Annotated in this window: 25 protein-coding genes and 1 riboswitch; of the genes, 7 read left to right on the top strand and 18 right to left on the bottom strand. The window is 40.8% G+C overall.

All coding sequences use genetic code 11. The annotated features are described in order from the left end of the window. Window positions 1-115: 115 nt before the first annotated feature. Both AS034_RS09455 and AS034_RS09450 read left to right on the top strand, forming a co-directional pair. Window positions 116-1,066 carry an MBL fold metallo-hydrolase gene (locus AS034_RS09455; RefSeq protein WP_058298328.1) on the top strand — a complete coding sequence of 317 codons (951 nt, stop codon included), beginning with the start codon at window positions 116-118 and terminating at the stop codon, window positions 1,064-1,066. Continuing rightward, entirely contained in the window at window positions 1,063-1,296 is a 234-nt protein-coding gene (locus AS034_RS09450) for a glutaredoxin family protein (RefSeq protein ID WP_032089037.1), read from the top strand. Before AS034_RS09455 ends, AS034_RS09450 begins: the two co-directional genes overlap by 4 nt. A 48-nt stretch (window positions 1,297-1,344) precedes the next feature. On the opposite strand, the gene AS034_RS09445 is transcribed toward AS034_RS09450, so the two are convergent. The 6 genes from AS034_RS09445 to AS034_RS09420 form a co-directional block, all read right to left on the bottom strand. Then, window positions 1,345-1,839: a DUF3993 domain-containing protein gene (locus tag AS034_RS09445; RefSeq protein WP_058298327.1), complete on the bottom strand. Its 495-nt coding sequence runs from the start codon at window positions 1,837-1,839 to the stop codon at window positions 1,345-1,347. A 756-nt stretch (window positions 1,840-2,595) separates the two neighbouring features. Then, the gene (locus AS034_RS09440) at window positions 2,596-2,835 is read right to left on the bottom strand and encodes a hypothetical protein (RefSeq protein ID WP_058298326.1); all 240 of its coding nucleotides are present in this window, start codon (window positions 2,833-2,835) and stop codon (window positions 2,596-2,598) included. A gap of 109 nt (window positions 2,836-2,944) precedes the next feature. Continuing rightward, the gene (locus AS034_RS09435; protein WP_058298325.1) at window positions 2,945-4,168 is read right to left on the bottom strand and encodes an EAL domain-containing protein; all 1,224 of its coding nucleotides are present in this window, start codon (window positions 4,166-4,168) and stop codon (window positions 2,945-2,947) included. A gap of 132 nt (window positions 4,169-4,300) precedes the next feature. Then, window positions 4,301-5,068, bottom strand: a complete 768-nt coding sequence (gene fadH, locus AS034_RS09430) for a 2,4-dienoyl-CoA reductase (RefSeq protein WP_032089043.1) — start codon at window positions 5,066-5,068, stop codon at window positions 4,301-4,303. A 121-nt stretch (window positions 5,069-5,189) separates the two neighbouring features. After that, a complete protein-coding gene (locus AS034_RS09425; RefSeq protein WP_032089044.1) occupies window positions 5,190-5,405 on the bottom strand; it encodes a hypothetical protein in 216 nt (71 codons plus the stop codon). A gap of 106 nt (window positions 5,406-5,511) precedes the next feature. After that, a complete protein-coding gene (locus tag AS034_RS09420) occupies window positions 5,512-7,587 on the bottom strand; it encodes a sensor domain-containing protein (RefSeq protein ID WP_162266030.1) in 2,076 nt (691 codons plus the stop codon). A gap of 219 nt (window positions 7,588-7,806) precedes the next feature. Here AS034_RS09420 and AS034_RS09415 point away from each other — a divergent pair, with 219 nt between their 5' ends. Then, window positions 7,807-8,109 carry a hypothetical protein gene (locus AS034_RS09415; RefSeq protein WP_058298324.1) on the top strand — a complete coding sequence of 101 codons (303 nt, stop codon included), beginning with the start codon at window positions 7,807-7,809 and terminating at the stop codon, window positions 8,107-8,109. A 188-nt stretch (window positions 8,110-8,297) separates the two neighbouring features. Next, entirely contained in the window at window positions 8,298-8,765 is a 468-nt protein-coding gene (locus tag AS034_RS09410; protein ID WP_058298323.1) for a YkyB family protein, read from the top strand. A gap of 86 nt (window positions 8,766-8,851) precedes the next feature. Here the strand turns inward: AS034_RS09410 and AS034_RS09405 are convergent, their stop codons facing one another. Then, the gene (locus AS034_RS09405; protein ID WP_058298322.1) at window positions 8,852-9,754 is read right to left on the bottom strand and encodes a chemotaxis protein; all 903 of its coding nucleotides are present in this window, start codon (window positions 9,752-9,754) and stop codon (window positions 8,852-8,854) included. Between the two features lie 162 nt (window positions 9,755-9,916). Between AS034_RS09405 and AS034_RS09400 the strand changes: the two genes are divergently transcribed. After that, the gene (locus tag AS034_RS09400) at window positions 9,917-10,117 is read left to right on the top strand and encodes a hypothetical protein (RefSeq protein WP_032089048.1); all 201 of its coding nucleotides are present in this window, start codon (window positions 9,917-9,919) and stop codon (window positions 10,115-10,117) included. Between the two features lie 56 nt (window positions 10,118-10,173). On the opposite strand, the gene queE is transcribed toward AS034_RS09400, so the two are convergent. The 4 genes from queE to corA form a co-directional block, all read right to left on the bottom strand. Next, window positions 10,174-10,899, bottom strand: coding sequence for a 7-carboxy-7-deazaguanine synthase QueE (gene queE / locus AS034_RS09395; protein ID WP_231938038.1), 726 nt, complete (start codon window positions 10,897-10,899; stop codon window positions 10,174-10,176). After that, window positions 10,893-11,330 (bottom strand): 6-carboxytetrahydropterin synthase, encoded by a 438-nt coding sequence (locus AS034_RS09390; protein ID WP_032089147.1) that lies wholly within the window; start codon window positions 11,328-11,330, stop codon window positions 10,893-10,895. The genes queE and AS034_RS09390 overlap by 7 nt, the downstream gene beginning before the upstream one ends. Next, entirely contained in the window at window positions 11,330-11,992 is a 663-nt protein-coding gene (queC, locus tag AS034_RS09385; RefSeq protein WP_058298321.1) for a 7-cyano-7-deazaguanine synthase QueC, read from the bottom strand. The genes AS034_RS09390 and queC overlap by 1 nt, the downstream gene beginning before the upstream one ends. A 177-nt stretch (window positions 11,993-12,169) precedes the next feature. After that, a riboswitch (PreQ1 riboswitch) is annotated at window positions 12,170-12,214 on the bottom strand. A 125-nt stretch (window positions 12,215-12,339) separates the two neighbouring features. Beyond that, on the bottom strand, window positions 12,340-13,335 hold the full coding sequence (gene corA, locus AS034_RS09380) for a magnesium/cobalt transporter CorA (RefSeq protein WP_058298320.1): 996 nt from the start codon (window positions 13,333-13,335) through the stop codon (window positions 12,340-12,342). 135 nt (window positions 13,336-13,470) lie between these two features. Between corA and AS034_RS09375 the strand changes: the two genes are divergently transcribed. Further along, the gene (locus AS034_RS09375; RefSeq protein ID WP_058298319.1) at window positions 13,471-14,628 is read left to right on the top strand and encodes an aminotransferase A; all 1,158 of its coding nucleotides are present in this window, start codon (window positions 13,471-13,473) and stop codon (window positions 14,626-14,628) included. A 42-nt stretch (window positions 14,629-14,670) separates the two neighbouring features. Here the strand turns inward: AS034_RS09375 and AS034_RS22970 are convergent, their stop codons facing one another. Further along, window positions 14,671-14,847, bottom strand: a complete 177-nt coding sequence (locus AS034_RS22970) for a hypothetical protein (protein WP_169792809.1) — start codon at window positions 14,845-14,847, stop codon at window positions 14,671-14,673. Between the two features lie 663 nt (window positions 14,848-15,510). Further along, window positions 15,511-15,669 (bottom strand): hypothetical protein, encoded by a 159-nt coding sequence (locus tag AS034_RS22720; RefSeq protein WP_156416140.1) that lies wholly within the window; start codon window positions 15,667-15,669, stop codon window positions 15,511-15,513. Between the two features lie 163 nt (window positions 15,670-15,832). On the opposite strand from AS034_RS22720, the gene AS034_RS09370 reads away from it, so the two are divergent. Further along, complete coding sequence (locus tag AS034_RS09370) at window positions 15,833-16,495, top strand: GNAT family N-acetyltransferase (protein WP_058298318.1); 663 nt, start codon at window positions 15,833-15,835, stop codon at window positions 16,493-16,495. Window positions 16,496-16,632: 137 nt separating this feature from the next. Here AS034_RS09370 and ptsP read toward each other — a convergent pair whose 3' ends face one another. From ptsP to AS034_RS09345, 5 genes are all read right to left on the bottom strand, one after another. Then, complete coding sequence (gene ptsP, locus AS034_RS09365; RefSeq protein ID WP_058298317.1) at window positions 16,633-18,354, bottom strand: phosphoenolpyruvate--protein phosphotransferase; 1,722 nt, start codon at window positions 18,352-18,354, stop codon at window positions 16,633-16,635. Then, on the bottom strand, window positions 18,354-18,620 hold the full coding sequence (locus AS034_RS09360; protein ID WP_032089054.1) for a phosphocarrier protein HPr: 267 nt from the start codon (window positions 18,618-18,620) through the stop codon (window positions 18,354-18,356). The genes ptsP and AS034_RS09360 overlap by 1 nt, the downstream gene beginning before the upstream one ends. A gap of 381 nt (window positions 18,621-19,001) precedes the next feature. Continuing rightward, the gene (locus AS034_RS09355; protein WP_058298316.1) at window positions 19,002-19,289 is read right to left on the bottom strand and encodes a hypothetical protein; all 288 of its coding nucleotides are present in this window, start codon (window positions 19,287-19,289) and stop codon (window positions 19,002-19,004) included. A 108-nt stretch (window positions 19,290-19,397) separates the two neighbouring features. Next, window positions 19,398-20,180: an ABC transporter permease gene (locus AS034_RS09350; protein ID WP_058298315.1), complete on the bottom strand. Its 783-nt coding sequence runs from the start codon at window positions 20,178-20,180 to the stop codon at window positions 19,398-19,400. 14 nt (window positions 20,181-20,194) lie between these two features. Further along, entirely contained in the window at window positions 20,195-20,758 is a 564-nt protein-coding gene (locus tag AS034_RS09345; protein ID WP_058298727.1) for an ABC transporter ATP-binding protein, read from the bottom strand. Window positions 20,759-20,827 lie beyond the last annotated feature (69 nt).

The following is a 20,827-nucleotide window of genomic DNA, read 5'->3' as shown; positions in this document are numbered from 1 at the left end:
ATAGCTTTTGCATTGTACCAAATTCTATCCTGTTAAATCTAATGTTTTGCCCTAATCACCTGAAAAATCCTATATAATGAAAAGAAAGATAACTGTTAAGAAAGGATTTGTTACGATGTGTATCGAGCATTTGGATTCAAGGATATCATTAGTCGACCTGATGGATTTGTCATTAAAAGGACGTACCGGAAGCTATATCATTCACGAAGAATCGCTTACGATCATTGAAACATCTGCCAGTCCCTCAATTCCTTATCTAAAAAAAGGTCTCTCTAAGTTAAACATTAAATTAGAAGATATTCAATACATAATTCTGACCCACATCCATTTAGATCATGCCGGAGGAGCAGGTCTGTTCCTGGAAGAGTGCCCTTCAGCGACAATAGTCGTCCACCCAAAAGGGTACAGGCACCTGAATGATCCATCCAGGCTGGCTGCAGGTGCTAAAGCGGTTTACGGAGATGATTTCGAACGATTATTTTCTCCAATCAAACCCATACCAAAAGAACGGATGGTGGTTAAGGGGCACGGGGACACTTTAAGACTCAGTGAGACATGTACGCTTACCTTTTATGACACACCTGGTCATGCCAAACATCATTTAAGCATTTACGATCCAGTGTCAGAAGGTATGTTCACAGGTGATACCTGTGGAATACAGTACCGGACTGAAGGAAAATCCTTTTATCTCCCTTCCACTTCCCCAAACCAATTCAGCCCTGGTGACATGAAGGATTCCATTCAGTTTTTCAAGGGCAAAGACTTGAAACGAATCTACTTTGGGCATTACGGCATGTCAGAAGAACCGGCCCATGCTTTAAGCGAAGTTGAAGTGTGGCTGGATCAGTTCATGGCCATGGCCGAAACAGTGTTTTCTTCCAATGCCTCTTTCAATGAGAATGTTGAGAAGCTTTCCATTGAGCTTTTTAACATGGTGAAAACTTCATTCTTCCGCAGCGGTGCTGATCCGGATCACCCCATGTTTAACTTATTGAAACTCGACATGAAGGTTTCAGCGATGGGGATCGTCGATTTTTTAACCAAGAAAGGAGAAATGAAACGTTGAAACATGTTACGTTGTACACACAGCCTGATTGTCCTCCATGTGAGGTGGTCAAGCTTTTCATGAAAGAATATAAAATCGAGTACATTGAAAAAAATATTAAGGAAGACAACGAAGCAAGAGATTACTTAATAAAACAGTTAAAGGCCTATTCGACTCCTACAATCACCGTAGACGATACAGTCATAACCGGGTTCGATTTGGATGGACTCAAAGCAGCATTGGAAATATGAATGATTTCCAGAAAAAAAAGATACCTCGCGTGGGTATCTTTTTTCTGTCTATTTAAGATGATCCGGTATTTCATTTGTTATGGAAGCTACCTTCCAGTTTCCTTTTTCCTTTGTTAAAACCACTGCTTCCACTCCTGAAGCTGTGCTTACAGGACCTTCATCTTCCCCTGTACGCTCTTCCCATATGTACCACTTTCCGTTTTTGTAATCAACATTGGTGGACTTGTCGTAAGAAAAGAAAGGAATATAATGCGGTGCAAAGTCTGAACCGAACGTCATATAGCCTCCTTCTGCCATTACAACATTATCTTCTATGAATGAGCTTGTCAGTTCCTCCGTAAATGATTCGTTAAGCTGCTTTTCGATGTCCTCCATCGGTTGAGGCTTTTCACTTAAAGAAACCTGGGTTTGGAATGCTTCCTTCACCATAGCCATTGCCTGCTTGTCTGTGAACGTGGACGCCTGTGTCTGTTTGACTTGTCCGCAAGCTGCTGAAACGAGGCCGATGATCAAAACAAGGATAAATAATTTGCTTTTAGCCATTTTATTCCCCTCCTTAAAAAAATAGGTGAATCTATTGTAGCAATTGAACTTTGTCGATTGGCTAAGTTTTGTTCGAAAAATAACAACACTGATTGACATCTTTTTCACTTATTTGCCATTTTCCCGGATATCTATATGTTAAACACGAAGAATACTGGAATATTAAACCAACTTAAAAAAGTGATATAGGAGTATAGGCTTTTTTTCCGCTATTGATTTCCATGCAAGATTTCGATTCGGCGGACGGGCGCTGCGTCTCCTGGCATTCTTGAAGCAGGTGATGTCAAGCTTGGATGAGAGCGCCTCGAGGTGATGATCTGTTTTATATGGAGGTTTACGGAGGTTAAAGGCGTTCTTAGTGCAGTATATGGAATAGTTGTATTCGCCTCATCAGGTTTAATCAGCATCTTGGGGCTCTACAAGCGGTAATGCGGGCTTTGGAACGGGGTGAATCGGGAGGGATTTTTGGGGAATCTTTTAATTTTGGCCCTTAATCTTTCGAAAACTGGACTTTTTCTTTCAATTCGGAGCAATAATCTTCGAATTCAACGGGAAAATCTTTGAATTTTAAGATTTATTCCGTCACTTACCAAAAAAATCCAAATAACTGGATTCCTCCCCCCCTTCTGGTCTAGGCTTGTCGCCTCTAAGCAAGCCGCCTCCGATTCCCGATTTAAAGGTTCACTGAACAAATTAAAAACCAGAACTAATTTGCCTGACCGCATGCAAATTAGTTCTGGTTAACTTAGACTAATATCAATAGGCAAATTTAAATGATAGATAAAGGATCATGACTACCACGAAAACAGTAAAAACTAATATCGCCAGGAAGACCGGATTCCGCATAAAAGGATGCGCCTTAACAGATTCCGGTATGTCTGTGTCATATTCACCCTTTAACCTTTTTTCCTGCCCAGCGATTCTAAATGTATAATAAACTGAATAACCTGCCACTCCTACAGCAACCAAAGTGAGCAGTATAATATAAATACTCATCCATGCCCCTCCTTCAATATTCCTTTAATGATAATTTCCCCTAATGGAAACACACTATTCAAAGAAATATGGAAAGGCAGGCAGCTGAATAAAGATGTCAAAATGCTGCTTAATAAAGAAGGCTTTCCTCTTCAAATAAAAATTCGTAAGACAGATCGATGAACAGGTACATGCCGTCACCGTACGGATATGAATAAGTCCGGATCGGCTCACCCGAATCGATATCACTGTAGATATCAGACAATAACCCCTTTTTGTTTATTCTCATCCTGATGATATTTTCCAAGAAATAAGGGCGCCAGCTCCAGTTTTTTCCTTTGAAGCGTTCGTGAATTTCCCATTTGCCATGTACTTTCAAAATATTGCTGGTGACCTGGAACCCATTTTCATCGCACATATACAAGCGGAAGCACTTATCCGTAAATGCGTCAGCAAGTCCGGTGAGCAGTTGATCATAGTCTTGTGTCTGTTTCTTCAGAAGTGTCAGTATACGGTTGATTTCCTTATGTAAATCTTCAGCAAATTGATATCCTGCCTCTAAATGCTTTTTTTCGTAGCGGATGAAATTCTGGCATCTCTCTTTTAATTTGTCTTTAAGGATGTTGGATTGCACGAATTCATTTGAAGGATGCCTGAGGTAATAACCCTGGTAGTACCTGCCGCCATTCAACCATGCGAACTGCAGCTGATAATTAATTTCGATATGCTCGAACAGGAGGGATGCACCGATTTTTCTTGCAAGCACCGATAAACTGAATAAGATATCTTTATACATTTTATTCCCTGCATCGTTACGGAGCTGTGAAAGATCGACCTTAATGATATCTGGAGAAAAAAGGGACAGTCTGTCAAGTTCACCGATATTCCCCTTCACATTGTCAATGGCTACTTTTATTCCATACGTTTTATAATAGAGCAATACATGTACAAGCTGTTCAAAATCACCCTGAAATGTCTTCTCAGACAATTCCAGCACAATGCGGTTCAATTGAAGTCCTTGCGTTTTAAAGGAAAGCATCTGCTCAAGGAAGGATTCACCATGGTCAAGCATGAGGAGCCTTGCATCCTTGTTTATAAAAATCAGTCCCTGCTGATCGGATATAATGAATTGGCGGATGGCCTCTGCCGTCACTTTCTGGTCCACTTCGATTTTATATTCGTCAGGAATATCATTCCCCTTAAAAAAAGGACCAAGGCTCACTGCCTCGCCATTGTCCTTGAGAATTCTTCCCAGCACTTCATATCCGATTATCTTATGTTCATCCGCACTGAAAATCGGTTGATAATAAGGAATGACCTTGTCAATATTGCTAATTACATCCAATGGATCCATGTGCACTCCTCCAACCTGATACATTTTTTGCATAATTATAACACATGATGGAGTAGAATTGTCATTCGTTTATGATTGAAAAAAGAGATAAAAAAAAGAATGCCCCGCATCGTGAGCATTCCGTGTAAGATATCAAAACGGAAATGGGTTCAACCATTGCCCGCCATCCAATGTGATGCATTCCCCATTCATGTAAGCAGCTTGTTCTGAAGAAATGAAGTAAGCAAGTCCTGCAATTTCTTCGGGTGTCCCCAGTCGTTTTAAAGGGACGCTTTCAATCGTACGTTTGGCAGCTTCTTCTGAGGTCCATAATTTTTCTGCCCCTCCAGTACGTTCAATCGGTCCAGGCGCGATGGCATTGGTACGAATTCCATACTTGTGACCCCATTCGACTGCAAGGGTCCTTGTCAAGGACAAGACGCCCGCTTTTGCTGCAGCAGAGTGAGCTACCCCGGCTCCGGCATTCCAAGCATATGTAGCCACCATATTGATGATCGAGCCTTTATGATTTTCTTTAATCCAATAATTGCCCACTGCATTAGAACAATAAAAGGTCCCATTCAAGACGATATCAATGACTGACTTCCAACCATTTGGAGACAATTTCTCCACAGGACAGATAAAATTCCCTGCTGCATTGTTGATCAGAACATCAATTTTCCCAAACTTTTCTGTTGTAAACTTGACCATAGCCTCTGCATGCTCCGGCTCTCTAACATCCATCTGGAACACGTCAATTTCTCCCTGAAGCGAAGCAAACTCTTCTTTTACAGATTGAAGTCTCTCCTCATTACGACCAGTAATGACGACGTTAGAACCTTTTTCGAGAAAATACTTTGCCATGTATTTCCCCATTCCGTTGGATCCCCCGGTGATAATGACCGTTTGTTTTTCTCCCATTTTTTCTCCCCCTTAAAATGAATGAATATTCACTCATTATCTTACCACATCTTTTTCCTAATCAGCCAGCTTTCTTACAAAAAAAGTCCGGTACATGATTTTAAATGTACCGGACCTTTATTTAACTATCCTGATTATTGACAATCGCTTCATGAAGCTGAGCCAATGCTTTAATAATCGTCTTATTCCTTCTGTATCCTTTTGCTTCAACAGAAACATTATGAAATGTAACGCAGACCTGACCAAGAGTTCGGGGCGTATGAAAGCCATAAACATATACTTTTACCGTCCCTCTATCGGTGGGGAGAAAAAGGATTTCCATTTGCTTTTTCTTCATCTAATCCCTCTCCTTTATTAACTTGACTCTTTTACCTAACTGTGGTGACCTCACTTAAACATACGTGATATCACCCGAAACTGTCAAATTAATGGATCGAATCATACTAAGCATAAACATAATGCTCCAATTCTTCGGGTACTTTTGGTTTACTGAAATAAAACCCCTGTGCTTTTTGGCAGTTTGCTTCTTTTAAGAAATGGACCTGGCCCTCTTCTTCAACACCTTCAGCAATCACTTCCATACCAAGACTGTGAGCAAGATGGATGATCGTAGTCGTGATGGCGGAATCTTTTTGACTGGATCCGATTTCCCTTACGAATGATTGGTCTATTTTCAGAATATCAATCGGAAACCTTTTCAGGTAATTCAGCGAGGAATAGCCCGTGCCGAAGTCATCCACAGAAATGAACACACCCAATTCTTTAAGTTTCTTAAGTACTGACAAGGTTTGCTGGGTATCCTGCATGGCTCCTTCCGTAATTTCGATCTCCAGGCATTCAGCCGGAATTCCATACTTTTCAAGGTACTCCCGGATCGTATCCACCAGCTGTTCCTGCTGAAACTGTTTAGGGGAGATATTGATCGCGATCCGAACATCCTTATTCCCTCTTTCCCTCCAGTTTCTGAGCTGAAGGCATACATGCTCGAGCACCCACTCACCAATACCGTGGATAAGGCCCGTTTCTTCCGCCAGCGGGATGAACTGACCCGGCGACACAAACCCGAACTTCCGGTTATTCCAGCGTATCAACGCTTCGAAACTGTCTACAGTGCCGGATGAAAGGTTGATCTGAGGTTGATAATGAATGGACAGTTCCTCTTTCTCAATCGCTTTTCTTAAATGTGATTCCATGATCATATAATTCGGAAAACTTGATTCCATGTATGTTTGATAAAATCTGTAATGGGCCCTGCCTTTTTCTTTCACCTGGAATAGTGCCTGCGCCGCTTTTTGGATGAGAGTGTTCCCGTCAAAGCCATCTGCAGGATACCTGCTTATCCCTATGGAAGGACTGATGTAAAATTCCTGCCCCTCCATCAAGAATGACTGTTGAAATAAAGTCAGTACTTCCGTCGCTTTTTCTTTTGTTTCCTCAAGGCTGCTGTTTTTCAAAAGGTAAATAAATTCATCACCGCCCTGCCTGTAAAGAAGGCAATTATCATTCGTCAACGTCGTTAACCGCTTTGTGATCTTATTAAGCACCCGGTCACCACCTGTCAATCCCAGTGTGTCGTTCACAAATTTAAATCGATCAAGGTCCAGATACAATACCGAGAGCTCACGGCCCGAATCTTCCATGGATTGAACGAACAAGGGTAGATGCTCATCTAAAGCTTTACGGTTCCAAAGACCGGTTAATTGATCATGCAGTGCCATGTAATGGATCATTTCATTTTGTTCAAAAGAAACAGTATTATCTTTGATAATGATATAACACCCGTCGAATTTCTCCTCCACTACAATCGGTACAGCTTTGATGCTTGTGATCTTGTCTTTTCCTGTCACCGTATTCAGCATACAATGTTCCAGTGTAGACGGTATACCGTTGGAAGCCTTTTTTAAGGCCTCTTCTAATTCCTTCTTGACCGATGAATGAAAGAGATCATAAATTGCGGAATTCACCATTTGGCTCTTTTGATACCCTGTCAATTGACAGCCTGCAATATTGGATTCCTTTATTACCCCGTTTGAATCCAATATGAAAATGGCGTCCAAATTATGTTCGATGATTGACTTATACCTATTCCTTGCATTTGAAAGCCTTTTCTTTTCTCTCATGATTGGAGTAACGTCTCTCGTAATACAAACAACATATTCAATTTTTCCCAATTCATTCTTTATAGGGGTCAAGATCGACTCGTTTATCATCTGTTCCCCGCCCGGCAGCTCGACAGTGTCCCTGAAAATGATTGTCTCCTCATTCTCCACCAGTTGAACATACTTCTCTTTTATATGCGAACCAAGCCCTCCTGTAAGCACTTCATCCAGCAACCGTCCCATATCCTCATTTTTTATATCTGTGCTTTTCCTGGCTGATTCATTTATATATACATAACGAAAAGAAGGTCCCTCTTCGACTTTCATTATAAAAATCATGTCATTTATATATTCCAATACAACGTCTTTTAAAACAACGTCTAATCTATCATTATCTTGTTTCCTATTTAGTGCCTGCATGAATTTCATCCTCATCCGCTTATACTTGTTGATTCTTTTATCCTACATACATTGTACTAGTAAATGAATTCGTTTCCTATAAATATGTAAGAAAATTCAATATTTATTGCGTTTTATTTATCGGAACCGGCAAATTCCCCTATTTTGCTTTTTCATTTAATACAGGCTCACAGTGATTAGCAAGACCATATAATAATAAGAATAGAGAGGAGGTTATTCATGTATCGTCAGTCGTTTATTCCTTATAATACCTATAACTACCCTGCCATGAGAGGATACGATCAACGTTTCTTTCCTTTTTTCGGCCTTCCGTTTTTAGCAGGTGGTTTAGCAGGTTTAGCCATCGGCCCGCTGTTATTTAACAGACCATGCTGCCCGCCATATTATCCGCCTTATGGTGGTGTCCCATATGGGGGAGTACCTTATGGTGGAGTCCCTTATGGAGGAGCGCCTTACGGGAACACTTTTGCTCCTTCCCCGAGTTATATGACGGAAAATATCAACATCTACCCGCAAAGGTAAGCTGTTAAAAACTTGAATTAACTTATAAGAACTGGTCAGTTAATGATCCAGTTCTTTTTTTAAATAAATCGCGGCAAAGAATATAAAGAAAAATACCAGTTTTCTAACAATAGATCCCTACTCCTACTTTCCATTGATAGAAAAAGAAGGTATAATAGTAAGGAATATAGTAGAAAGGAGCCAAAAACTTGAGAAATACCAGTAATGATACCCCTTCCTCCACATCAGTAAATACCCTCTCTCAAGCTATTTTCACTGTTAATCGTCATGCAAAGACTGCCGGTAACCCAAAATACTTGTATGCACTGAAGAAGCGTGCATTGATGAAGATGATCCGTGAAGGTAAAGCAAAAAAAGTAGGACTCCATTTTTCTAACAATCCTAAATTCAGCCAGCAGCAGTCGGATGTCTTAGTTGATTGCGGTGAATACACCTTTCACATACCGCCTTCCAAAGAAGATTTCAAGCAGCTCCCGCACTTGGGGACACTCAATCAGGCAATAAGGAACCCGAGAAGTAAAATGGGGCTGCACCAGGCAAAGGGCATCTTGGAAGACTATACAGGAATGTCCGATTCCGAAGATAAACACAAAAGACCAAGGAAAAACAATTATCAAAAACCTGTATTCAAAAAGCTGGGTGACAGCTTCTTTTAATACGTTCGAATTTTAGCGCTTTAAAGCGAATTCCTTTTTTGGCAGATGGCTGCATGTTTCAAAAGCATGCAGCCATTTCTTATATTTCACAGTACGTACTGATCAATTTTTGATATCAGTTCTGCTATTTCAGGTTTACTGACTTGATCTTCTGCCCCCACCAACTCACCCTTATGCCTCAAATCATTTGTAATCAGCGAGGAAAATATAATGACCGGCAGTTTCTTTAATACAGGATGACTTTTGATTCGCTTTGTCAGATGGTGACCGTCCATTTGAGGCATTTCAACATCTGTTAGAACCAAACCGACAGAATCTTCAATAGGTCCAGAACCTTCTGACAGTGATTCTAGATAAGCAAATGCATCAGCTCCGTTCTCAAAAAATTCAATTGAATCGTAGCCCGCTTCCGTCAGGGTTTCATTGAGCAGTTTTCGGAGGAGCGGTGAATCTTCAGCTGCCACGATTTTCTTATTCCTTCTTTCCCTTTTACCCAGTTTTTTCACCTGATCAATATGTATCCCTGATTCCGGGTTGATTTCCACCATAATACTTTCGAAGTCAAGCATTAAAACCATTGAATCCTCACGTTTTACTACTCCAATGATCCCCGACTTGATTCCGGAATACATTTCAGAAGGTTTTTCAATCTGATTCCAGGAAATACGGTGAATCTGAGTCACATTATGTACATGGAAAACCACTTTTTGTTTATTGAACTCGCATACGATGAATTTTGACTGGGGAGAGTCTTTTTCTTGAAGTCCAAGTACTCTGGCCATATCCACCACTGGAAGTACTTCCCCCCTTAGTTGAATCAATCCCTTTACGTGGGTATGAGAGTGAGGGACGGGTATGACCGCGGCCGGTTGAATGATTTCCTTCACTTTAATTACATTTATTCCGAATTTATTTCCTTGAACTTCAAATTCAACCATTTCAAGTTCATTTGTGCCGCTTTCGAGCAAGATACCTTTAGAATCATTCATTTTGATACGTCCTTCCATTCTTGTTAACAACGATAAATACCTTACCTATTTTATATCGAACAATATCTGCATTTTTTTACACATCAACGCATTTTAAAGGTGATAAAAATTTTTACATACTTGTTTTTCTTAATCAGCAAACTAAAGCCAGGAGGTGTATATATGCCTGAGAGAAGAGATGTGGAGAATAGAAGGATCCTTGATTTTGATGAGATAACAGGTCACATTTTGCCTGCACAGTATTCAAATCCTCTGGTTGCGATAAGCAAGAACAAAGAAGGTCATGACGACTTTGACGAAGTTTTTTATGTTGAAGGAAAAAGCAGCATTGACCAGAGTCAAGACGAAAATGCAAGAAAGTGAAAGACGTTCCAACACAAAAAGCGATTGAAGAACTCAATCGCTTTTTGTGTTTCTCTCTATACCCCCCGCTTATTTCCCCATACAAGCGTATGCAGCTGCGGGAGCACCCTTACATTATTCAATTCGTCATCCATAGATACTTTATCGATCAATATTTCAAAGTCATTCAGCAAGTCTGAAACCAATTTTTCAGTGTTTTCTTCAGCAGTTTCCGGATTTCCCGTTTGAAGGTAAAAAGGCACTGATGGATAACGTTTATGCACTTTCTTTGCATATTGCATATCCCCATCGTTGAAAACCACCACTTTTAAGCTGAATGCAGAATCATTGTCATTTAATTTTTGAATGATTTCATCCAATTTATTGAAATCTGTTATCATGTTTGAACTTGGCGGTTTTGGTGATATCGTTAAATCATCAATGTCATAAAACCAGTCCTGCCATCTGCTTCCTTGTGTTTCCAAGGCGGACTCAATTCCGTTTTCCTTAAAAATGTCGAGCAATTCACCTAAGTTGGATAAAAGTGCAGGATTCCCCCCGGAAATCGTCACATGGGAGAACCTTTTCCCTCCAATCTCACTCAGCTCATTCCATATCTCCTCTGCATTCAAAAGCCTTATATCATCTTTTGCTGATCCGTCCCAGGTAAAAGCCGAATCACACCATGAACAACTGTAATCACATCCTGCAGTCCTTACAAACATCGTCTTCCGGCCGATTACCATCCCTTCACCTTGAATAGTCGGACCGAAGATTTCTAATACGGGGAATTTTTTCATGATACTTTCCCCCTTTTTGGCCTGTATATGACATAGGATGTGGGCGTTTCCCTTAAGAACACTTGAAGGCACACAGGACGGTGTTCCAATGTATCTAAATGCCCCTGGATGATTTCACATACAGTTTTCGCCACGACTTCAGTAGTGGGGAATTTCAAAGGATCTTCATCTGAAAAAAGGCTGTCCTCGTTTAACAAGGTGTGGTCAAAACGTTTATGGATCAGTTTCTTGATATGTTTGAAATTTATGAGGAAACCTGAGTCATCCAGTTGATTTCCACCGATTGTGATATTTGCGTAATAGGTATGACCATGCACCTTTTGACAGTCACCTGCATCTTCATGCGGGATATAGTGAGATGCAGCAAAATGCATATCCTTATTCAGTTCAAATTCATACTCATGAGTAGGAGACGGATAAATTTGCTGAAGCATCATTCCTCTCCCCCTTGTTTCTTTAGTAAATATTGATTCAGACCTCTTTGCCTCAATTCACATGCGGGACATTCACCGCACCCGTCACCTTTCACTCCGTTATAGCAGGTTAAGGTGTTTTCACGTATATAATCCAGTACTCCGAGACGATCGGCCATCTCCCAAGTCTGGGCTTTATCGATCCACATCAGCGGTGTGTGAATCACAAATTGTGCATCCATCGAGAGATTGAGTGAAACATTCAATGATTTCACAAAGATATCCCTGCAATCCGGATAGCCGCTGAAGTCCGTTTCACAGACCCCCGTTATGATATGTTTAGCACCGATCTGCTTCGCCAGCACCCCGGCAAATGAAAGAAACAGTAGGTTCCTCCCCGGAACAAATGTAGAAGGCAATTCCCCTTCCTCATGTGTAATGGCTTCATCCTTCCTTGTCAATGCACTTGGAGCCAGCTGATTCAATAAACTCATATCAAGCGTATGATGTGATACATTTAAATCCTCAGCTATTTCTTTTGCACAATCCAGTTCAGCTGCATGCCGCTGCCCGTAATTGAACGTGACCGCTTCAACTTCTCTGAATTCCTTTTTTGCCCAGAACAGGCATGTGGTGCTGTCCTGTCCCCCGCTGAATACAACCAAAGCTTTTTCTTGTTTCATTATGATTCTCCTCTCTTTTTGCAGGCATCAACTTCACCTTGAAAAGAAGAAAAAAAGATTCCTTTATTTCTCTATAATCATGCTTTCCCTCTGAATATCTGATGCACCAGAGCGAAACTGTAAATGACAGCTATGAAAATCCGCTTAAACAAAAACAAACGACACCAAAGGATGCCGTTTCCCTTAGTTTTTTATAGAGGGTTGTGCTAGAACCTCTCGGGAATGTTCCTATCCCAATTCTTCTTTTGTCCTCAATCAATATAACGCGTTTTGAAATAAAAATCCACCGTTTTCCCGTATTTTTTTGCTAACAAGCCATTTAGCGAGATCCAAAAAGCCGATTCGGTTTATTTAAGCTTGAGCAGCCTTTTTCTTCTCCTTCTTTTTCTCCCACCAAATTTCAACCAGCCGATTTTTACAAAGAAACCGAACATGACCGCTGCAATAAGAGCCATTACTGTCAGGACAACGAAGTATCCGTTATGTTCATTCAGCTCCGGCATGTATACAAAGTTCATGCCATAAAGGCCGGCTATGAATGTAAGAGGCATGAAGATAGTAGTGATGACAGTCAGCGTCATCATGATATTATTCATTTTGTCTGAATTGATGGATAGATAATTATCCCGGATATCTGCGGAAAATTCACGATAGGATTCCAGCATTTCAACTTGCTTGATCAAATGGTCATATACATCATTAAAATACAGTTGTTCTTCCTTCAATGAATTCAATCTGCTTGAATTACTGATCCTATATAATAAATCCCTCATTGGAATGAGCGTCCTTCTCAACTTGGACATTTCATGGCGGATATCGAATAATTCATCCATTAGATTTGAATCGGATTCTTCATTCGTATTCTCTTCTATTGTATTCAGCCGGTCTTCAATGCTGTAGATCAGCGGAAAGTACTCATCGACCAGCCTGTCGATAATTCCATGCATGATGGTGAACGGAGTCAGCTGTGCACCTTCTTCACTTACCATCTTCCACATATGATCGATTTGATTTACCGGTTTCTTATGAAAAGTAACGATGAATCTGCCATTAACAAAAAGATTCACTTCGTATGAATCAAGTGTATGACGATTTATCGCATGCATCAGCACAAAAATATATCCACCATAAAAATCCAATTTAGGTCTTTCACTAAAGTCATCCAGACAGTCTTCTATAGCCAGCGGATGAAACTGAAAGAAACGTTTCATCATGCGGATATCCTTATCTGCAGGTTCGCTAAAATCGACCCAGTACCATTTAACATTGTCTTCCTTCACCCTTGATAAAGGTATATCCTGAAGGATGTCCCCATTATTCAAAATCGCCGTAGTCCTGATCATTGCTGCTCACCTTCAATGCCATGTTATTTTCTTTTCTAACCATTCCCTGATTCTAATCGATTCAAACAAATGCATTCCTTTACTGCAGTAAAAGATGATAAAATATGTAGCAAATGAAAAAAGCAGGTGTGCATATTGGAACAATACTTGAATCCTAACGTGAGAAATATCAAAATATCAGGCATACGAAAATTTTTTAACTTGGTCGCTGATATAGAAGGAATGATTTCACTGACGATTGGCCAGCCGGACTTCCCGACACCTCTCCATATAAAGGAAGCAGCCAAAAATGCAATAGATGATAACTTCACTTCATACACCCATAATGCAGGATTTCTTCAGCTGAGAAAAGCGGCTGCATCTTTTATGAGCAGAAAATATAATGTGCATTATCAACCTGAATCCGAGGTGATCGTCACGACAGGGGCTTCACAGGGAATAGACGTCGTGCTAAGGACAATATTAGAACCTGGGGACGAGTGTCTTCTTCCTGGTCCTGTATATCCCGGATATGAACCAATCATTCATTTATGTGGTGGAAAAGCTGTACATATAGATACCACAAGTAACAATTTCAAGGTTACGGCCGAATCAATCGAGAAGCACATTACAGAGTCTACAAAATGCATCATCCTTCCTTACCCATCAAACCCGACTGGAGTCAGTCTTGATGCAGAAGAATTGAAAGAAATCGCAGCAGTGCTGAAAGACAGGAATATCTTTGTATTGGCAGATGAAATTTACAGTGAACTGACATTTGAAGGCGCTCACCGATCCATAGCTGAATACCTTAAAGAACAAACCATTTTGATTAATGGCCTATCCAAATCACACAGTATGACAGGCTGGAGAATAGGGTTTATTTTTGCTCCTGAATCCATCAGCAAACATCTTTTGAAGATTCATCAATATAATGTGTCCTGTGCCTCTTCGGTCTCACAAAAAGCAGCGTATGAAGCTTTGACAAATGGAATCAATGATGCAGTGGAAATGAAGGAGGAGTATAGGGTCAGAAGAGATTATGTCTTTGATCGTCTGAAAGAAATAGGATTTGAAGATGTGGTGAAACCGGACGGCGCATTTTATTTCTTTGTGAAAATCCCGGAGCAGGTTAAGATGTCTTCATTTGAATTCGCACTTGCCCTTGCAAAAGAGCAAAAGGTGGCTGTCGTTCCAGGTGATGCATTCTCAAGCTATGGTGAAGGCTACGTAAGGATTTCATATGCATGCTCAATGGAGCAATTAAAATCAGGTCTATCAAGGATTCAGTCCTTCATTGACACTTACATTTAAAAGAACAGACCTTGGTTTCGAAACCAAGGTCTGTCTTTTTCATTACTTCGTATATTCACCGTTGTTTTTAGGTGCTTTTTCTTTTTTTGCTTTATCTTTGTGAATCTTGTTTGCTGCTGCACTGCCCATTTCATGCGCGAATTCTTCATTTAAACGGGAAGAATCAAATCCCTTTTTATTTTTCTGCTGAGGATCATTCTTTTTTGTTCGCTTAGCCATTTTCTCAGGTCCCCTTTTCTCTTCTTATGCTTCTTTACAGAAACACTACAATTAGTATTAATCGCGGACTACATAAGTATTCAATCAAATCCTCCCATAAAAAAGAATAAAAAAAGACTGCCGGCTATAAAACCGGTCAGTCAAAAAAAGGAAAAGGGGGTGTTAGTGAGAAATTAATCTCCAATTTCATGCTTAATTATAGGTTACCCCCCTTTTAAAATAACTAAACCAAAAAATAAAACTTTTATAAAAAATTTTTTTGGTTGTTAATATATACTGATTATTGCTCTACTCCAGAAGTTGATCGGAGTGCAATACGAAGACTCCAATGGATTATAACTTGTGCTCTCTGAGCCCTGCTGCCGCACAAATGCAAATGGCTTTGATTAGAGGCGGAAGCATAAGACGCCCCGGTGTTGAAGGCGTCCTTTGCTTTTCCAGCACGTCCAACCTATTGTTTGGGTATATTCGGTAAGTGACGGAATAAATTCTAAAATTAAAAGATCATCATACCCCAGAATTCGAAGATTATTGCCCGGAATTGAAAGAAAAAGTCCAGTTTTCGAAAGATTACGGGTCAAAATTAAAAGATTTCCCCGATCGCACCCCTTTCCGCAGGCCTCATTATCGCATTCCCCGAGCCAAAACGCTGCTTTTACCTAATCAGGCGAGTGCAGCCATTTCGTCTCCTGTGTCAAGAACGTCTATAACCTCCATATAACCTACATAAAAATCCCGATCATTGCCCTCGAGGGTCTCTGGACCCTGGACCTGAACAGAATCTCCTGCGAGAATGCCTGTAGGCTCAACGTACGCCCGCAAAAAGCGAACTCTTGCACGTAAATCAACAGGGGTACAAAACCGGAACACTTTCAACTTTTAATAATTAGAGTATCTAGGTAAATTATTTTTGTGAAATACCTTTAAAAAAGCGCTTTCATAAAGTATAATGAACAAGTAAATTTCTGATAAATGGGGTTCGATCATGTATCGAAAACAACAATTTGTCTTCAGAAAAGATCAAATTCACAAGGCCACTATTCGAAACTATACCACTTCGGATTTCAACGGACTCATTGAAATCCAGAAGCGTGCCTTCCCTCCGCCATTCCCTCCGGAATTATGGTGGAATAAGGAACAACTGGCGAGTCATATTGACAACTTCCCATTAGGAGCACTATGTGTTGAAATCGATGGCAGGATTGCTGGCAGCATGACTGGTCTTATCGTCGCCTTTGATCCTGCGTATCCTCATCATACGTGGGACGAAATAACGGATGAAGGTTACATCCGCAATCACAGCGGGCTCGGGAATACATTGTATGTTGTCGATTTGTGCATCGATCCTGATTTTCGGGGATTCAAACTCGGGAAAGAATTGATGAATGCCATGTATGAAATTGTGGTGCATTTGCAGCTTGACCGCCTTCTGGGAGGGGGCCGCATACCAACCTACCACAAATTTTCTGAACATTTAACCATTGATGAATATGTATATAAATTAACTTCGGGAGAGTATAAAGACCCCGTAATCACCTTCCTGCTTCAATGTGGAAGAACTCCATTGAAAGCAGTGAATGGATACCTTGATGATAAAGAATCTTGTAACTATGGCTTATTAATGGAATGGAAGAATCCATTCATTTAACCATAAAAAAAAAGGATTGAAAGCTGTACACTTTCAATCCTTTAGAAAAGGGGGAAATGAGAATGAAAAGGCCGTTTGGGTGCCTCAACTTCTTATTCTTAATTACATTACCCCCGCTTCAGACAAATAAACATTTTTTAGTCATTTGAAACAGCTTTTTCGACCGCCTTGATGACTTCATCATTTGTGTCGAGCTGAAGTACCTCTTCAGCAAGCTTTTTCATATCACTCTTGTTCAGACGATGGATTTGAGAACGTGCTCTCAAAATGGAAGTAGCACTCATCGAGAATTCGTCCAGTCCCAAACCTAGTAAGATTGGAACAGCAATTTCATCTCCAGCCATCTCACCGCACATACCTGCCCATTTGCCTTCTTTGTGAGCGGCATCAATGACCATTTTCACAAGGCGCAGGATAGCAGGATTGTATGGCTGATACAGGTAAGACACGCGTTCATTCATACGATCGGCTGCCATTGTATATTGGATCAAGTCATTTGTTCCAATTGAGAAGAAATCGACTTCCTTCGCGAATACATCAGCCATGACAGCAGTCGATGGAATTTCAACCATGATTCCCACTTCAATGCGGTCAGCAACCTTTGTACCATTCTCTTGAAGTGCTTTTTTCTCTTCTTCAAGAATCGCTTTTGCTTCGCGGAACTCCTGGAGATTTGAAATCATAGGGAACATGATTTTCAGATTTCCGTAAGGACTTGCTTTCAGCAAGGCTCTCAACTGCGTACGGAAGATGTCCTGTTCATCGAGACAAAGACGGATTGCACGATAACCAAGGAATGGGTTCATTTCCTTTGGAAGATTTAAGTATGGAAGCTCTTTGTCTCCCCCGATATCAAGCGTACGCACGACAACAGGTTTTCCTTCCATGCCTTCCAATACTGCTTTGTATGCTTCGTATTGCTCTTCTTCGGTCGGAAGCTCATCTCGTCCCATGTACAGGAATTCGGTACGATAAAGGCCGACTCCCTCACCGCCGTTGTTTCTTACACCTTCTAAATCTTTAGGTGTTCCGATGTTTGCTGCAAGTTCAACATGCTGGCCGTCTTTGGAAACTGTCGGCTCATTGACAAGCTTTGCCCATTCCGCTTTTTGTTCCTCATAGCGGGCATGTTCCTTCTTGTACTCTTCAATGACCTCAGGTGTAGGGTTGATATGTACTTCCCCATTTAAGCCGTCTACGATGACCACGTCTCCATTTTCAACGGAGGAAGTAATCGACTTTGTACCCACCACTGCAGGGATTTCCATTGAACGTGCCATAATAGCGGAGTGAGAAGTCCTGCCTCCGATATCAGTTGTGAATCCTTTAACGAACTGACGGTTTAATTGTGCAGTGTCAGATGGAGTCAGGTCCTCTGCAATGACAATCACTTCCTCAGTCACCATACTTGGGTTGGCAATCTGCACGCCAAGTAAATGTGACAGAACCCGTTTTGTTACGTCTCTTATATCTGCTGCACGTTCTTTCATATATTCGTTATCCATGGACTCAAACATATTAACAAACATATCAGCAGTTTCTTTCAGTGCATATTCAGCATTTACACTTTCAGTTTTCACTTTATCTTCAATAGGTGTCAATAATTCTGGATCGCTTAGTACCAAAAGATGTGCTTCAAAGATCTGGGCCTTGTCTTCCCCCAGGTCTTCCCTTGCCTTATCACGGATCGCTTCCAGCTCTGATTTAGAAGTTGAAATTGCTTTCTGAAAACGAGCAACTTCTTCGTCTGCATTTTCAACAGACTTCTTATCGAAGCTTAAATCAGGTTCTACCAGACGGTAGGCTTTCGCGATGGCAATCCCGTTAGATGCCGCAATGCCTTTTAAAATGCTTGACATTACTCAGCTAAACCTTCTTTATTTAATGTTTCTTCAAGGCTTTTAAGTGCTTCTTCTTCGTCGCTGCCTTCTGTAATGATTGTGATTTGAGCATCTTTACCGACACCTAGAGACATAACACCCATGATTGATTTCAAGTTTACTTTCTTTTCTTTGTATTCAAGATGTACATCGCTGTCGAATTTGCTAGCCGTTTGAACTAATAAAGTTGCCGGGCGGGCATGGATTCCTGTTTCAGCTGTAACTGTAAATGTTTTTTGTGCCATTATGAATCGACTCCTTATTCTACAATGTTTTTGGTTGCTTCATAAAAGTAATGGATTATGAAGAAAACGTCAACTATTTCTAGTGATTAATCCATTCTTCCTATAAGCCTGCTCAATAAAAAAGAATAGCATGCAATGGCGATATACACAATTGTAAAGCTTTATTTTTTTAGTATTTCATATATTTGCCACTATTATGTTTGCCATTTTAAGTTTCCCCCAAAAATGAGTTGCTGCGGTTGATTTCCGTGCAGGACTTCGTTTTCCGCAAGTGACCTGTGAGCCACCTCGGATTCATCTCTGGGAAATTAGCTTTTAACAGAGGGAGCAATCCGTCATTTAAACAAAAAATGAGATATTTCAAAAAGATCGAAGTTAGAATCAATCTCTTTTTTCAATATGCTTATTATTCCTAACATTAATAGATGTGTTTTTAAGCAGTGTATTATACCCGATCCTGGCTTTGATCACTGTTCCGCTGAGTGTTGTTTGATGGTCTTCCGAGATATTGGTATATACGTTCACGAGGTCACAAATGCACCGTGCGAACAGTTCAGAGACTTGTTTCAGGTCTCTCGCTTCATAGCACGGTTCATCTTTCATCAATTCTTCTATAACATCCATCGCCAGACTCTTCACCCGAAGTGCTTGCTCTGTTTCATACTTCATAAAGATTTCTCCTCCCTATTCTTCTTTCTCTATCATATGCAGACATATAAGGTAAAAAGAACGGGAGGATCCTTCTTTCTATCATTTTTACCAAAACGGGAGATTAACCTAAATATTCAGCTGGGAATGTTTAGTGAAGAGGAACTTATAGCCTAAGTAAATGAATAGGATGACTGTCAGCGCAACACTTCCTACGATTCCAAGAAGAATGGCGATTTGATACTCGATTGCCACCAGCGGGCTGACACCTGAAAGTATCTGGCCGGTCATCATTCCCGGCAGGAAAATGATCCCCATGCCGATCATATTATTCAGAGTAGGCAGAATGGCAGAGTCGAAAGCATCATCGACATATTTCTTGGATGCCGCTTTTGGTGTAGCCCCCAGCATCAATGCACCCTCCACTAATTCTCTCTGGTCTTTCAGCCCTCCGAGGAGCGTATTGAGCCCCAACGTGATTCCTGTCATTGAATTCCCGACGATCATTCCCGCTATCGGAATGAAATACCTCGGTTCATACCAGGGAGTGAAGTGAATGACTACGATATTGAAATAAAACAGGCAGCCAAGGGTACCGACCGTCATCGCAATACTAACCGTGGCTTTAAGCTGTTTACTTAACTCGTGTTTCACCTGTTTAAAGACATTCCGGATTGCGAATACCTCCATGACTAAGATGATCAACAATGTCAGCCACGGACTTGGGTTGTCAAAAATAATAGTCAGGATGTATCCGGCGATGATCAATTGGAATGTCATTCTCAAAGATGCAATGATGATTTGCTTTTCCCGCGAAATCCCCCTTAGTTTTACGATGATTAACAAAAGCAGGATGAACGCATACGCTGCAATAAATCTCCAAAGCTCAATATTAATGATTCCTTTTTCCACCTGTCAATCGCTCCCTACCTTTTTGAAATCCTGATTATTTCGTCACCATATTGTTCAGCAACATTCGTTGAATGAGTCACCATAACCACTGTCCCCCCATGTTCCCGTGCAGCTACAATAAAGCTCTTCATCACTTCTAATTCTGTTTCCTCATCCAAAGCGGAGGTCGGCTCATCCAGCAGATATGCTTCAGGTTTCATCAGAAGCACCCTCCCAAGCGACAACCGCTGCCTTTCACCGCCGGATAGCTCTTTTGCATCCGTATCCAAATCCTTGTCCAGCTTCACAATTTTCAACGCCTGAGTCATTTCTTCACGGCTTGCGGTTTGCTTTTCAGAGAAAATCAATCCTTTCTGAAGATTTTCTTCTATGGTGTCACCAAAGAGTAAAGGTGTCTGAGATATCATTACCACTTCCCTTCGCAGATTCACAGGGTCCATATCCTTGATTGGATTGCCTTTATAATGAATCGTTCCTTTATCAGGTATGTACATTTTGTTGAACATTTTGAGAAGGGTGGATTTACCCCCACCGCTTTCTCCGATGATGCACGTATTTTTGTTTTCAGGTATGTCCATCTCTCCTATTTCCAGTATATCTTTGTAGACCAGGTCTTTGATGGCAAATAACAATAGCCAAACCTCCCT

Source organism: [Bacillus] enclensis (genome assembly GCF_001456935.1).
Taxonomy (GTDB): domain Bacteria; phylum Bacillota; class Bacilli; order Bacillales; family Bacillaceae_B; genus Rossellomorea; species Rossellomorea enclensis.
The sequence above is the reverse complement of the archived record's forward strand: the minus strand, read 5'-3'. Positions and strand labels throughout refer to the sequence as shown.